General features: G+C 60.4%; 14 protein-coding genes. 8 read left to right on the top strand and 6 right to left on the bottom strand.

What is annotated here, in order from left to right; all coding sequences use genetic code 11:
* Positions 1-43: 43 nt before the first annotated feature.
* Positions 44-3460 (top strand): UTP--glucose-1-phosphate uridylyltransferase, encoded by a 3417-nt coding sequence (locus P12x_RS07370; protein ID WP_435010224.1) that lies wholly within the window; start codon positions 44-46, stop codon positions 3458-3460.
* Positions 3461-3471: 11 nt separating this feature from the next.
* Here P12x_RS07370 and P12x_RS07375 read toward each other — a convergent pair whose 3' ends face one another.
* Entirely contained in the window at positions 3472-4524 is a 1053-nt protein-coding gene (locus P12x_RS07375; protein ID WP_435010225.1) for an acyl-CoA dehydrogenase, read from the bottom strand.
* A 135-nt stretch (positions 4525-4659) separates the two neighbouring features.
* Here P12x_RS07375 and P12x_RS07380 point away from each other — a divergent pair, with 135 nt between their 5' ends.
* The 3 genes from P12x_RS07380 to P12x_RS07390 all read left to right on the top strand — a co-directional run bounded on the left by P12x_RS07380 (position 4660) and on the right by P12x_RS07390 (position 7225).
* Entirely contained in the window at positions 4660-5295 is a 636-nt protein-coding gene (locus tag P12x_RS07380) for an NUDIX domain-containing protein (protein ID WP_435010226.1), read from the top strand.
* A 479-nt stretch (positions 5296-5774) separates the two neighbouring features.
* Complete coding sequence (locus P12x_RS07385; RefSeq protein WP_435010227.1) at positions 5775-6083, top strand: hypothetical protein; 309 nt, start codon at positions 5775-5777, stop codon at positions 6081-6083.
* 59 nt (positions 6084-6142) lie between these two features.
* Entirely contained in the window at positions 6143-7225 is a 1083-nt protein-coding gene (locus P12x_RS07390; RefSeq protein ID WP_435010228.1) for a DUF1559 domain-containing protein, read from the top strand.
* 66 nt (positions 7226-7291) lie between these two features.
* On the opposite strand, the gene P12x_RS07395 is transcribed toward P12x_RS07390, so the two are convergent.
* Positions 7292-7783 carry an acetolactate synthase gene (locus P12x_RS07395; RefSeq protein WP_435010229.1) on the bottom strand — a complete coding sequence of 164 codons (492 nt, stop codon included), beginning with the start codon at positions 7781-7783 and terminating at the stop codon, positions 7292-7294.
* A 271-nt stretch (positions 7784-8054) separates the two neighbouring features.
* Between P12x_RS07395 and P12x_RS07400 the strand changes: the two genes are divergently transcribed.
* Positions 8055-8987: a hydroxypyruvate isomerase family protein gene (locus tag P12x_RS07400; RefSeq protein WP_435010230.1), complete on the top strand. Its 933-nt coding sequence runs from the start codon at positions 8055-8057 to the stop codon at positions 8985-8987.
* 52 nt (positions 8988-9039) lie between these two features.
* On the opposite strand, the gene P12x_RS07405 is transcribed toward P12x_RS07400, so the two are convergent.
* Positions 9040-9474 (bottom strand): Mov34/MPN/PAD-1 family protein, encoded by a 435-nt coding sequence (locus tag P12x_RS07405; protein ID WP_435010231.1) that lies wholly within the window; start codon positions 9472-9474, stop codon positions 9040-9042.
* A gap of 508 nt (positions 9475-9982) precedes the next feature.
* A complete protein-coding gene (gene cysK, locus P12x_RS07410; protein ID WP_435010232.1) occupies positions 9983-10948 on the bottom strand; it encodes a cysteine synthase A in 966 nt (321 codons plus the stop codon).
* Between the two features lie 276 nt (positions 10949-11224).
* On the opposite strand from cysK, the gene P12x_RS07415 reads away from it, so the two are divergent.
* On the top strand, positions 11225-11761 hold the full coding sequence (locus P12x_RS07415) for a peroxiredoxin (protein ID WP_435010233.1): 537 nt from the start codon (positions 11225-11227) through the stop codon (positions 11759-11761).
* 47 nt (positions 11762-11808) lie between these two features.
* On the opposite strand, the gene P12x_RS07420 is transcribed toward P12x_RS07415, so the two are convergent.
* Positions 11809-12351 carry a hypothetical protein gene (locus P12x_RS07420; protein WP_435010234.1) on the bottom strand — a complete coding sequence of 181 codons (543 nt, stop codon included), beginning with the start codon at positions 12349-12351 and terminating at the stop codon, positions 11809-11811.
* 315 nt (positions 12352-12666) lie between these two features.
* On the opposite strand from P12x_RS07420, the gene P12x_RS07425 reads away from it, so the two are divergent.
* Positions 12667-13782, top strand: a complete 1116-nt coding sequence (locus tag P12x_RS07425) for a WD40/YVTN/BNR-like repeat-containing protein (protein ID WP_435010235.1) — start codon at positions 12667-12669, stop codon at positions 13780-13782.
* Positions 13779-14075 (top strand): MoaD/ThiS family protein, encoded by a 297-nt coding sequence (locus P12x_RS07430; RefSeq protein WP_435010236.1) that lies wholly within the window; start codon positions 13779-13781, stop codon positions 14073-14075. The genes P12x_RS07425 and P12x_RS07430 overlap by 4 nt, the downstream gene beginning before the upstream one ends.
* 123 nt (positions 14076-14198) lie before the next feature.
* On the opposite strand, the gene P12x_RS07435 is transcribed toward P12x_RS07430, so the two are convergent.
* The gene (locus tag P12x_RS07435) at positions 14199-14627 is read right to left on the bottom strand and encodes a YciI family protein (RefSeq protein ID WP_435010237.1); all 429 of its coding nucleotides are present in this window, start codon (positions 14625-14627) and stop codon (positions 14199-14201) included.
* Positions 14628-14867: the final 240 nt, after the last annotated feature.

Genomic DNA, 14867 nt, shown 5'->3' on the forward strand with positions numbered 1-14867 from the left:
CCGGTTTTTTCGCGGGCTTCATTCTCATTTCAGGAGCTCCTCCGTGTCCGTCAGGACCTTCCCGAAGAGCCCGCTGATCCAGACCATCACCAGCCTCGATCCGACCATTCGCGATCGGCCGATTCAGGAACTCCTGGCCGGGCTCTCGACCGAAGAAGTCCTCGGCGCCGCCGAAGATCTTGAAAAGTTCCGCCAGGACGCCAGGAACCTTTACGAGCGGGTCCGGGCGTCGATGTTCCTCCACTATCTCTATCGCTACCGGATCCAGGACTCGCCCGAGATCCCCTCTGGTGGAGTGGTCCCGTTCGATGGCTTTTCGGACCTGATGGAGCGACGGTTCGAGCAGGCGATCACCGTATTTCGACTGTCGGAAAAGCGGGACGGGCCCAACGGGACCATTGCGAGCGCCTTGGCGCAGGCCTACGAGCGGATTACCTATCAGACCCTGGCCGATCAGGTCCGCCGGTCGGTCCGAAGTTGCAAGGGTAATCGATGGATGTTTCGCGTGGGAGAGGTCGGCGAGCATCCAATCCGGATTCACCCGATGCTTCTGGAGCGATTCTTAGACGATGGCCTATTTCCGATCCTGATCGAACGCACCCCAGTTCGTCTCGACCTCACGCATTCGGCCTGGTCGGATATCTTCTTCCTCGGGATGGACTATCCGGAAGGCGCGAGAGTCCTGAATATCTCGGTCGATCTTGGCGTTCACCGGCGGGATCCACATCCGATACCCCCGATCGAGACGCGTCTCCGCGTTATCACTGAACCGATCCTGCGGTTGACCAGCATTGATCTGAATGCTTGCAAGGATGTCGCCTCGATCGAGGAGCTTTTCAACTTCGGGAATGATTACCTCGGCCTGATCAAGGCGGGTGTCATCGCCTCCGGCCTGGTACCCCCATCGCTGGAGGGAACCTCGGCCCGGCTTGATGAACTCCTGGCCTCGGTGATCCGGCCCGGACATGGCCTGGAGATTGTGAGCAAGGTTAACGACATCCCTAAAGGGTCGCGTCTAGCGGTCTCGACCAACCTACTTGCTTCGCTGATCTCGGGATTGATGAGGGCGACCGGGCAGGCGAAAAATCTGACTGGGATGCTCAATCCAGAGGAGGCTCCCGTGGTTGTGGCCCGGGCCATCCTCGGTGAATGGCTCGGAGGATCGGGCGGAGGTTGGCAGGACTCCGGTGGAGTCTTCCCCGGGGTCAAGCTGATCAAAGGCGTGCCGGCCGGCGAGTCAGACCCCGAGGCCGGGATCAGTCGAGGAAGGCTCCTGCCGAGCCACGAGATCCTGGATGGAGGTCCGTCGACCTCGGGAGAAATTCCTCGATTCCACCGAGCCCTGGCCGACAGCCTGGTCCTGGTCCATGGCGGTATGGCACAGAATGTCGGGCCGATCCTGAACATGGTCACCGAGAAATATCTCCTCCGGAGCAAATCCGAGTGGGATGGCCGCGGAGAGGCCCTCAAGATCTTCGAAAAGATCGTCGAGGCGGTCTGTGCCGCCAACGTCCAAACCCTCGGGGAACTCACGACCCGCAACTGGGAAGGGCCCATCAAGGGGATCATCCCCTGGGTGAGCAACCGCTTCACCGAGTCGATCATCCGCGAGGCGCGGGAGACCTTAGGTCCCGACTTCTGGGGCTTCCTCATGCTCGGCGGCATGTCGGGCGGCGGGATGGCGTTCTTCGTCGCCCCGCACCGTAAGGCCACATTCCTGGAGGAAGTCGGTCTGATCATGAAACGGGTCAAGGCCCGGCTCGACGATGCCCTTCCTTTCGCTATGGAACCGGTCGTCTATGATTTTCAGATCAATCCTCACGGGACGTTCGCCGAGCTGGTGGTGAATGAAGAAGCCATGATGCCTCCCCGGTATTACACCCTCCAGATCCCCAGGATGATCTCGGAACGATCGGTCGGGCTCGATTCGCTCCGCAAGGCGGATGTCGACCATTTTGCCAATCACTCCGAGAATACGGGGGAGTTGCTCCGAGTCTTTCGGACGATGATCAATAATCTCTTCCCCGTCGCAAGAGCCGCGGCCAACTCCGCCTCGACCGGCTGGGACCAGCAAGCCCAACAGATCCGTCGCGAGAATGGCTTCGACCCTGTCCAGCATCAACAACTGCGCGATGACCTCCGACGAGGCCGGATCGGACTCTCCAGGAATCGTTTGCCGATCGACGTCGAAATCCGGGACGTCGACGACTCGGAGTTGACCCAGGCCCAGGGACCATTCCCCATCGAAGCGATCCGACGGGGTGAGGACGCCTTGCGGAATGGAGAGGTGGCGGTCGTCACTCTAGCAGCCGGTGTTGGAAGTCGGTGGACGACCGGTGCGGGCGTGGTCAAGGCGGTCAACCCGTTCGTGATGATGTCCGGCGAACACCGTTCCTTCCTCGAACTCCATCTCGCCAAGACTCGCCAGTCGCAAGATCTTTTTGGTGTTAAGCTCCCGCATGTTGTCACGACAAGCTTCCTGACCCACTCGGCCATCGAACACCACCTCTCGCAATCGGGCAACTATGGCCACGACGGACCGGTGATCCTGTCGCGAGGCCAGTCGATCGGCCAACGACTGGTCCCGATGGTCCGCGACCTGACCTTCCTCTGGGAAGAGTCCTCACACGAGCTACTCGACGAGAACAAGCAGAAAGTCCGCGACGCGGGCCGACGGGCCATCCTGGATTGGGCACGGTCTCAGGGTGAGGGGACCGATTACTCCGATAACGTCCCCATCCAGAGATTCAACCCACCGGGTCACTTCTATGAGGTCCCGACGCTCTTTCGGAACGGAGTGCTTGCCCGACTCCTCGACGAATTTCCTCGCCTGAACTGGCTGATGGTCCACAACATTGACACCCTCGGAGCCAATCTGGACCCGGGTGTCTTGGGCCTGGCGATGAAGACCGGGGCCACCCTCAACACCGAGGTGATCGCCCGGAGGATCGAGGATCGAGGAGGCGGACTCGCCCGGGTGGGAGGACGACTCCGGCTGCTCGAAGGGCTGGCCCAACCTCGCGAGGACGTCGAATTCCTGCTCCGATATTACAACACGCTCACGACATGGGTGAACGTCCAGGGGTTGCTCGATGCCTTCCACCTGACTCGGGACGATCTCAGGAACGACCCCGACAAGGTCGCTGCATCGGTTCGGAGCATGGCGGCCCGAGTCCCCACCTACGTCACCATCAAGGACGTCAAGCGACGTTGGGGTCATGGACAGGAAGACGTCTTTCCCGTGGTCCAATTTGAAAAGCTCTGGGGCGACCTGACCTCGCTACCGGATCTTCCCTGTGCGTTCCTGGCGGTCGACCGCAAACGGGGACAGCAGCTCAAGGATACCGCCCAGCTCGATGGCTGGGCCAACGATGGAAGCCGCGACTATATCCGTTCTCTTTGCAACTTCTCGGGAATGAGTACACACGCCAGGATTCAGCTAGATCGTTCGAGAACCTGAGTTGGACTCGATCAGATCCCTCGCGCAGGGCAGAGGCCGGCCAGGTCGCGAATCGAGGCGTGGGCGACCGGGCTCGGGCAGGACCAGACCAGGAAGAACAAGGCCTGGCGGGCCCATCGCTGGGCGGAATCCTCAAGGAGGAATCCGGATCCTTTCCGGGCGGTTAGATAGGACTGAGTTATCCGGAGCACCAGGTCGTTGGCATGGGCTCGGACGGCCGCCGAAGTCGGCGCTGCCGGTAGACCTTCCGCTGTTGCCATGAGCTCGTCGCGGAGTCGTTCCCAGGACTCGCGGAGGGCCTCGGCCGGTTCGAACAGGTCGTCTCGCCCCACGGCTTCCAGGGCTTTCAGAGCAGCCAGGGCCTGGCCCATCGCCAGAGCGGAAGTTTCCAACCCTCCCGTTCCGCCGCCGGATGTCACGCCCATCACGTCGAGAACCGGGCCGGCCAGCAAGTCCGACTCCTCGATCGTGACCCCCTCGCAGGACAATTCCGATGTGCAAGACGCCTGTAGAGCCGCCAGAGCAAACGGGGGCCGGATCTTCAGACCTTCTCGGTCGGCGGGTAGGGCGAACAAAAGCTGTCGGCCGTCATCGGTCGACGCCCCGGCGACGAATACCTCGGCGGAACAGGCGGCGGTGACCCAGGGAATCAGTCCGTCGACCAGGAACTGGCCGGGGGCCACTTCCCTTGCTCTCACGGCTTGTTCGGAGTGTCGACGCGAAGTCGTGAGCTGGGAAATCCCGACCGTCGCGAACGCTTTGCCCTGTCCGATCAGCCTTAGCCAGTTCCGGGCCACTGGTCTTTCAATCGCGGCGATCAGCCGTCGGACGGCCGCATCGTGCTGCGAGAGGATGAAGGCCGCCGTCAGCGAACCCTCCGCAACTCGGGCATAACGACGGAGGATCGTCGATCGATCGCAATCCTCCCCGTTGTACTCACGAGGCAAGGCCCATCGGCTGGCACCCGCCGCTTCGAGAATCGACCACAGTTCCTGCGGCCAGAGACCAGCCTGGTCGGCAGGCCCGTCGGCATCGGATAGCCTGGCGACCAACCCTGAAAGCATGGGTTGATCGAGATCGGGATCGCTATCGATGGACGAATGCCGGGCTGGGTCGTTCATGGTATAAGTCCCGATGGATTAGTGCGAGCTTCATTCCGAACGACGATCGGGACGGAGCTGACTCGAGGAGTCCGAGCGATGCCGCCTCCCTATTGTTATGATTATCCGCGCCCGGCCGTCACCGTCGACCTGGCAATTTTTGCGATCGAGGAAGAAGAACTGCGGATCCTGCTCATCCGCCGCAAGCACGAGCCTTTCGCCGGTCAATGGGCCCTGCCGGGAGGGTTCCTGGAGATGGGTGAGTCGATCGAGGCGGGGGCTCGACGCGAACTTCGCGAGGAAACGGGCCTTGATGCATCCGGGCCGGTCGCATTCCTTGGGGCCTTTGGAGATCCGGGACGCGACCCCCGAGGTCGAACGATCAGCCTGGCTCACGTTGCTGTCCTCCGGGGAACCCCACCCGGAGTCCAGGGCGGAGATGATGCCAACGAGGCGGCCTGGCGAATCGCCCCTCCTCCAGGCCCCCTTGCCTTCGATCACGAGTCCATCATCGCAAACGCCATGAACTGGCTATCTAATGGAATCAAAGTCGGGAGGCTCGGGCTGGAACTCCTTCCCGAGGAATTCGGAGAGTTGGAGGTCAAGATGATGCATCGTGCCATTTTCCGTGCGACGAAAGGTGCAAGCCCCTGGCTCCGTCGAATGCTCAAAGAAGGGCAGGTCGAGCGTAAGGCAGGGTCGGACCACCTCTTTCATTCCATCCGTCGGAGATGAAGCCGAGGAACAACCGCAGAAATCCCCACCCCATGCCACTGCGGACCTCGAATGATCCTTCGTCTCCCGAACCACTTACTCCTCTCCGTTCATTCTCACTGACAGACCCGCCGCAACGTGAGGCCGTCACGGGCTCTACTGCCCCTTCACTCGATCCGGGCACGACAAATTGGCCGGGGTTTCAATCTATTTTCCAATTCCCAACTAATTCGATCGAGATACTATTGATAATTCCCGATCGATCTAGTATGGTTTCTCGGGTCGGGCAGATATCGCGGACGATGTTTCGCCGGTGATGGTTTGAGTCCGGAGCCAAACTGATGAACGAGCGATGGGGAAGGTGGGGCTGGGACAGATTTGGAGCATTGGTTTCGAGTCGACGGATTTGTCTCGGAGCGACCCTGGCAATTTCGATCAATCTGGTCGGATGCGGAAGTTCGGGGGGGTCGTCTGCTAACACCTTTCCGGTCGAGGGGCGAGTGCTCCTATCGAATGGAAAACCCTTGAATTCGGGAAGGATTGCCTTCATTCCCAAGGACGTTCAGAGTCTCCCGGCATCGGGCCTGATCGGACCGGACGGGAACTTCAAGCTCACCACCAAGACGGAAGGCGATGGAGCGGTCGCGGGAGAGTTCAAGATCCGGATTGAGCCGGACACCGCGAGCACCCTAGGCCGGCAGCATCGCAAGCCCGCCTTCCCGATCAAATACATCGATGAGGACAGTTCGGGCCTTTCCATCACCGTCCAGGCTCAGTCCAATCAACTGGCTCCGATACGGTTGAAATGAACGAACTTAATCTTGAACGCAATGATGCATTTTCAATCCATCCGAAGGGGCATGAATCGATGAAACGGCATAGGACGAAGCTGCGGAATGGTGGCTTCACGCTGATCGAATTGTTGGTGGTCATCGCGATTATCGCGGTGCTGATCGCCCTGCTCTTGCCGGCGGTCCAGGCGGCCCGCGAGGCGGCCCGGCGGGCGCAGTGCACCAACAACCTCAAGCAGTTGGGCCTGGCCTTGCACAACTACGAGAGTTCTTTCGGCGGATTCCCGACCGCCGGCCAGGGCTCGCTCTACAACTTGCCCGTACCCGACACGATGTACGTCGACGGGACGGGCTTCCACGCTAGGATCCTGCCCTTCATCGAGCAACTTGGCGCCTTCAACGCCATCAATTTCCAATATGCTGATTATAACCACATCTCGGGCGTCAACTATACTGGCTACTCGACGGTCGTGAGTGCGTTCATCTGCCCGAGTTCCGTGCGGGATTCCGGGGGAGGACGCGACGCCAAGGGAGATCCGAACGCCGCCCCGTTCGAGAACGCGGGGGCTGGATATGGCGTGAATGACTATATCGCCACGACCTACACCGATATCGACCCGCAGTTGAGGACGAACCAGATCGGTGCGACCCCGATCACTCCCTACCGGAATCGGGCGTCGCGTGCCAATGGGGTCTTGAACTCGGGATCGACCCGGATAGCCGAGATCACCGACGGCCTGAGCAATACCACCTTCGTCGTGGAAGATGCCGGTCGGGACGCTCGGTATGTCAGCGAGCGGCCGGAGTCTTATGTCTCCCCCACCGAACCGAACGTGGCACGTCCCGTCCCGCCGGGACAGCGTCGGGCCTGGCGATGGGGCGAGGCCAATGGGAGCGGCGGCGGCGTCTCGGGTCAACCGAACAACAAATGGCGGCCGATGCATTCTTCCAAGGCGTACCCCCAACCGGGCGATGATGGGTTCGGCACGACGAATCAGGCCGGTGCCAACCAGGAACCGTTCTCTTACCATCCGGGCGGCATCAATGCCCTCTTCGCCGATGGCTCTGTCAGGTTCCTGAAGGAGAACATCAATCTCATCGTGTTCCGTAACGTGATCACGATGAACGGGGGAGAGGTGGTCTCGGCCGACTCCTATTGAGAATGCAGATCGGGAACCGTCCCAATGGGAAGACGGTTCCCGATCATTCGTCGACTTTCGCCCATATCAGCTGAAGAGATCCGCCTCGGAGAGGATCTCGAAGCCCTTGGCATGCAGAGAGACGCCGGCTTGCTCGATGTTGTCGATGTGAAGGGCCACCGCAGGGCGTCCCCGAGGGTGGACGATGAGCGGGTAGGCGTAATGGATATTGATCTCGGCCTGGATCAAGGCCGAGCAGAGTTCGACGAGTGAGTGCGGACCGGCCGTCATCTCGGCGACGAGCAGCTCATTTTCCGCGAAGGCCATCTTCTTCAGTTCCAGGATCTCGCGGCCCTGCTCGGAGTGGCTCAGGATCATCCGGATGATGCAGCAGTCGGCCGAGTCGGATATCGAGAGGCCAAGGATCTTGACCTTCGAGCCCTGGAAAGCGCGGACTAGTTCGAGCAACTGGCCGACGCGATTCTCCAGGAAGATCGAGTACTGCGTGACCGAGGGCCAATTTCGACCTTGCATGGTCTCGAAGTCAACCTCGCTACCACCGCTTTCCCCGAAACTCATGGCGGCCCCCGCTCGTCTTCGACACGGTTCCGGGTGCGACCCGCGACCAGATCGGCAGCCACCCGACGAACTTGATCTCCGGTGAGACCTTGATCGTAAGTCTAATGGCCTCGATAGGACGGGTCAATGACCAGTGGATCGTGATAGGGCCATCTCACGCGATGAGATAGTGCGGGATTTTCCTGGGATCCTTGGCTCGCTCATGGTATCAAAATCGGGTCGGATTCACCTCTCCGAACCATCGAAACCACGAACCGGGAGACTTCCCGCCATGAATCCCCGAGATGCCGATCCGAGCCAGTTTGCGCGGTCCAACCGCCGATCGATCCTCAAGGCCTCGACTGGCGTGCTCGCGCTCGGTTCCTTGACTGCGGAGGCTCGGGCAGACACCCAGAAGGCCTCCGAAAGCCCCGAGCGAAGGGGACGCATCAACCAGTCGATCGTCCATTGGTGCTTCGAGAAATACTGGGACGTCCCCAAGATGATCGAGGTGGCCAAGCAACTCGGGTGCAAGAGCATCGAGTTGGTCGATTCGAAATATTTCCCGCTCCTCAAGCAAGCCGGTCTCGAATGTGCCATCGGGCAGATCGACATGCAGCCCGATCCGCCATTCGCCAAGGGATTCAACAATCCCAAGTATCAGGATCGGGTCATCAAGGCAACCAAGGACGCCATCGACGCCTGCGCGGCCCACGGATTCAAGAAAGTAATCTGCTTCACCGGATTCGCGGAGGATATCTCTGCAGTGCAGGGGGCGAAGAACTGCGTCGAGGGTTTCAAGAAAGTCCTCCCCTACGCCGAGGACAAAGGCGTGACGCTCTGCCTGGAGATGTTGAACTCGCGAGACGCGACCGACATGAAGGGGCACCCCGGATATCAGGGAGATCACACCGATTATTGTGTCGACATCATCAAGCGGGTCGGGTCCCCCAACCTCAAGCTCCTCTTCGACATTTACCACGTCCAGATCATGGACGGCGACATCATCCGGCGGATTCGCCAGCACAAGGACGTGATCGGGCACGTCCACACCGCGGGAAATCCCGGCCGAGGAGAGTTGGATGACAAGCAGGAAATCGCCTACAAACCGATCATGGAGGCCTTGATCGAGATCGGCTATCAGGGATTTGTGGGACAGGAGTTCATCCCGACCCGCGACCCTCTGGCCGGACTTCGTCAGGCCGTCACCCTCTGCGACGTCTGAACCATGAACCTGCTCGACCCCGACGCGAGGCATCGGGGTTCGACGACTGCGGTCAGGGAGATCCTGGCATGATCGACCAGGGCAGTTCCTCATAAGAGTCCGGGTCGAGCCGCCAGACCCGGACCTCCGGGGTCTCCCCCAGGAGCGAAACGATGATCCGGGGGACATCGCCGTAGTGGTTCTCGCGGAGGTCGGTCTGGCTGGGAATGGCCGCCCATCGCGGGTGGGAGTGATAAATCGCCAGGATCTCGGCCTGTCGAGCCCGGAGGGACTGGACCGCAGTCATCAAGTCGCGAGGATCGGCATCGTAGCGAACTTCGCTGGCCGAGGCATTTCGCAATGGATGGATCGACGAGACCATCGGGGCAACGCCGCCCAGCAGCCCGCAGCATTCCAGCGGGGCCTCATGGACACAGTGAGCCACCATCGCATCGTGGAATTCTGCGGGAATGATCAGCTTCCGGGGATCATCGGGCGGAGTATTCACCGGGAAGACTCTGGACGGTGACCCACCGCGCTGAATGCCATCGCATGCTGGCCCCATCCCGGATATCGGCCACGGACGGTGGCGTATCCCGAGGGAAGTCCGACCAGGATCAATAAGCCGATGCTATTAAAAACTCCAGGCCTGCTCTTCACCGATCCCCGATCGAGTTCTTCCCCGATCGTTCTACTTTCGAAGAGCTGACTTGCGACGTAATAGAGGCATGTCAGGGAAACAACTCCACCGATCAATCGGATCGTGACCGGTTGGCTGGCGGTCGAGAGACAGGCGACCGCGACTAGGCCGCAGAATATTCCGAAGCCTGCCATACCCGGACCAGCCTGAGGAGAGACCGGCCTCACGAATGGTATGAGGGCCATGAAGCCGGCCGACATGAGGAGCATCGAGACCCCGAGGAAGATCCTCGCACCCTGGCTCATTCTTCATTCCTCAAGGGGATGAATAAGGCACGCCCCAGACCGGGAAGTGTTGCGGTCACCGAGGCTGAGAGTTATTCGGGGTAGAGGGGGGTGGACAGGTAGCGTTCGCCGAGGTCCGGCAGGATGACGACGATCATCTTCCCGGCGTTCTCGGGACGTCGGGCGATCTGGAGGGCACCCGTCGCGGCGGCTCCGCAGGAGATCCCGACAAGCATCCCCTCTTCCTTGGCGAGACGCCGGGCCATCTCGAAGGCTTCGTCGTCTCGAACCTGGACGACCTCGTCGATGATCTCCACGTTCAGGACGTCGGGGATGAACCCGGCCCCGATGCCCTGGATGGCGTGCCGCCCGGGCTTGATCGGCTCGTTGTTGAGACGTTGCGTCAGGATCGGCGAATTGGACGGTTCGACGGCGACCACCTTCAGGCCCGGCTTCCTGGCCTTGAGGACCTCCCCGCAACCGGTGATCGTCCCCCCGGTGCCGACCCCGCAGACCAGGATGTCGACCTGGCCATCGGTATCTCGCCAGATCTCCTCGGCCGTGGTCTTCCGGTGAATCTCGGGGTTGGCCGGGTTCTTGAACTGTTGGGGCATGATCGCGTGCGGGGTGTTCTTGACGATCTCTTCGGCCTTACGGACGGCCCCCGGCATCCCCTCGACGGCCGGGGTGAGCACAATCTCCGCCCCGAAAGCCTTGAGGAGCCTCCGACGTTCCATGCTCATGCTCTCGGGCATGGTTACCATCAGGCGATAGCCGCGAGCGGCGCAGGTGAAGGCCAGTGCGATCCCGGTATTACCGCTCGTCGGCTCGACGATTACCGTATCAGGCTTGATAAGCCCCGCCGCCTCGGCCGCGTCGATCATCGCCACGCCGATCCGGTCCTTGACGGACCAGAGCGGGTTGAAATTCTCCAGCTTGGCCAAGACTTCGGCGGAGCATCCGGCCGTCACCCTTCGAAGCCGGATCAAGGGCGTGTTGCCGATCGTCTGGGTAATGTCGTCGTAGATCCGCGCCCTGGTCCGATCGGCCGTCGCCATCACTTCGCCTCCCGCACTTGAACTCTGGGCGATCGGCCTTCAATAGCCTCCGCCAGTCAGCCCCGCCATTTTTCCTCGATCGGCCCGGCAGGCTCGACGGGGAAGTGTGGATCATCGACTCGATCATAGTAATCGGAATGACGAGCCACAAGCCGACTCAGGGGCGTTCCCGGTTTGCAGGCACTGGTCGGGGATGCTAGTCTGAGCCAGCGGGCTTCCAGGAGTTTGGGAGCGCGACGCGGATTCGATCAGCCTGAAACACCGGGAGCTTCCTCGATGAGCATCAAGACCTGGGGCCTGGCCGCCCTGATCGGCCTGGGGATCGTGCTGGACGGGGGCACCGTGCGTGCCGCCGAGGAATTGAAGGTCGGTGACAAGGCCCCCGATTTCTCCCTCAAGGCTTCCGACGGCAAGACTTACAGCCTGAGCGATTACAAGGGCAAGCAACCGATCGTGATTGCCTGGTTCCCGAAGGCATTTACCGGAGGTTGCACCATGGAGTGCAAGTCATTCCGGGCCAACAGCGAAGCCCTGAAGTCGTCCAAGGTGGCTTACTTCACCGCCAGTGTCGACACCCCCGAACAGAATGCCAAATTCGCCGAGTCCCTCGACCTGGACTATCCGATCCTGAGCGACCCATCGAAGACCACCGCCGAAGCCTTCGGCGTCCTGGCCAAGTCCGGCTTCGCCAGCCGATGGACGTTCTACATCGATAAGGATGGCGTGATCAAGGAAATCGACAAGAAGATCAACAATCCTCAGGCTGGCGAGGATGTTGCGGCCAAGATCAAGTCGCTCGGGCTGGGCGAATAAGCCCGATCAAGTTCGGTGGGGCGGGGCTGCTTGCGCGCCCCACCGATTCAGGAATTCCTCTGCGAATCGGCCCAGCGACCCTTGAGCTCGCCCAGGATTCGCCAGAAAAGCGGGCTATGCATCCGGCCGGGGACCCGACCGCAAGCGAGCCCCTGGAACGTGCCGGGTTCGGTATATTCGAGGTGATGAGCGACCTCGTGCAAGAATGTGTCGAAGAGCTCTTCCATGGGTCGTCGGCCCAGTTCTCGGTCGTGAGAGTAGACGCGGACCAGTCGCCGCGACTTGTAATAACCTCCGAGGACCCGATGAGTCGGGCGGGAGTTGATGTCGACGATGAAGTCGGTCTCACAATCGTGAATCCGCCCCAACCTCGTCCGAAAGAGCGGCCCGAGTGCCGAAAGTGGGGGCTCGAAGAGTCGTCCAACCGGCTCGGAAAGGCCTTGACCCTGCCCGCCCAAAGCGATCGATTCGACGATGAGTCGGCCCCCGATTCTCCGGGCCTGCTCGACCAGATGAGTCAGATCGAATTGCCTAGGGTCGATCAGCTGGCGACCGCCGTTGGGATGTACCAGCCAATAGCGATCGGGCATGAGTTCGCTCTCGCTGGAAAGTCGTTCGCCGATTTGCGCCCGGGAATGGCATCGTCAGAATTATTCGACGACATTCCTCGGGCAATGGAAATAAATCGACGAAGGCGTCGATTTGCCGGCGAGGTATTCGACTATTGACGAAGTGAGTCTCCGCCTAGACCAGAGTCGTCGCGCCGAAGTTGTCGATGATTCACAGCTTACCACGCATCCGGTCTATCGACAATTAGCGTCCTGATCACGATTCAGGCGAGCTGACTCACCCCAGATCCATCGAAATCAGCGTTTCGAGTCTGCAGTAAAACATGGAGGTAAAAGATGAGCCGAGTTCGAGTTCTGGTCGGGACTCGCAAGGGAGCTTTCGTTTTGACCTCGGATGGGCGCCGAGAACATTGGGAGGTCAGCGAGCCGCTTTTCGCGGGTTGGGAGGTCTACCATCTCAAAGGTTCGCCCGCGGATCCGGATCGAATTTACGCCTCGCAATCGTCGGGATGGTTCGGGCAAATGATTCAGCGCTCCAACGATGGAGGAAAGTCATGGGAGTCGGTCGGCAATGAGTTTCGATACGACGGGATCCCCGGGACTCACCAATGGTACGACGGCACGCAACATCCCTGGGAATTCAAGAGGGTCTGGCACTTGGAACCGTCGCTGACCGATCCCGACCTCGTGTATGCGGGCGCGGAAGATGCCTCTCTCTTCCAATCGAGGGACGGTGGTCGGTCGTGGTCAGAACTAGCTGGTCTGCGATGCCATGAATCAGGCCCTCGATGGCAGCCCGGGGCGGGGGGGATGTGTCTTCATACCATCTTACTCGACCCAAGAAATCCCGAACGGATCTTCATCGCAATCTCTGCGGCGGGAGTGTTCCGGACCGACGACGGAGGGCGGTCGTGGCATCCGATGAATCGAGGGCTCCGGTCGGAATACATTCCAGATCCAAACGCCGAGGTGGGCCATTGCGTCCACCGGATCGCGATGCACCCATCCCGGCCCGATGTGCTGTTCATGCAGAAGCATTGGGATGTGATGCGATCCGACGATGCCGGTGAGTCCTGGCGTGAGGTGAGCGGAAATCTGCCGACCGACTTCGGGTTCCCGATCGATGTTCATGCTCACGAACCGGAGACGATTTACGTCGTGCCGATCAAGAGCGACTCGCAGCACTTCCCGCCGGACGGGAAACTACGCGTCTATCGGAGTCGGACTGGTGGAAATGAGTGGCAGGCTCTCACCAACGGCTTGCCGCAGAGCGATTGCTACGTCAACGTCCTTCGGAACGCGATGGCTGTCGACACGCTTGACCCTTGCGGGATCTACTTCGGGACCACCGGCGGTCAGGTTTATGCGTCGGCCGACTCGGGAGACCAATGGATCCCGATCGTCCGCGATCTTCCGGCCGTCCTTTCCGTCGAAGTTCAGGCAATCCCATGATCCGAGTGGTACTACCAGCCCATCTGAGAATGATCGTGAGCATCGAGGGTGAAGTACGCCTCCAATCGGAGCAATTCGCGACTCTCAGATCAGTCCTGGACGCACTCGAAACCCGTTACCCGATGCTTCGTGGGACGATCCGCGATCACGTCACCCAGGACCGTCGGCCGTTCCTGAGGTTCTTCGCCTGCGAGCAGGATTGGTCTCACGAATCGCCCGACGAGCCCCTTCCCGAGGCGATTGTCGAGGGGATCGAGCCGCTTCTCATTGTGGGAGCGATCGCCGGAGGGTAAATCTTTCCCGAAAAGGGAGCAACCGTGGAATTCCGGGCGGGAAGGGCGAGGAACGGGAGACGTCTCACGCAGTGACAGCCTCCGACATTCGCCCTTACCCGATCGCCCGGACTCAAGGCCGCATCATGACAAATGACCCAACTGAGCTCTCTGGCGTTCCTCCTGCAATCGGAGTTCGGGAGTGAACTCTGCTCCGAGATCGTCGCATTCGACGACCTGGCGGATTTCGATCTCGGCGTCCAATTCGCTGGTCGGAGCGGGACAGCGCTTGACCCACTCAATCGCCTCATCCAGAGAGCCGACCTTCCAGAGCCAGAAACCGGCGATCAGTTCCTTGGTCTCGGCGAATGGTCCGTCAATCACCGTCCGATTCGAACCCGAGAAGCGAACACGCGCACCCTTCGAACTGGGATGAAGCCCTTCACCCGCAAGCATGACCCCGGACTGCACCAACTCCTCGTTGAACCGAACCATCTCGGTCAGCAATTTCTCATCCGGCAAAACGCCCGCTTCGGTCGCCTGATTCGCCTTGAGAAGGATCATGAAACGCATCGTGAAAACTCTCCCCAGATTGAGCAATATCATGAGCATCCAGGGCATCGGATCGGGAACGGCCTGGCTCTATTCCTGGTCGAACAAGCGATCGAGCGTTCGACATTGCTGATTCCGAATCGAAAATCACCTTGGTTCTCACGGAACATTCCGGTACGCATTGATTCGCGAGACATTTGGAGTCGAGCTGATCTTCCGGTCGAAATCAGTGCCAGATTTCTGGACCCCGGCGGTGAGGGG

It is taken from the genome of Tundrisphaera lichenicola (genome assembly GCF_051175385.1).
In the GTDB taxonomy this organism is placed as follows: Bacteria; Planctomycetota; Planctomycetia; order Isosphaerales; family Isosphaeraceae; genus Tundrisphaera; species Tundrisphaera lichenicola.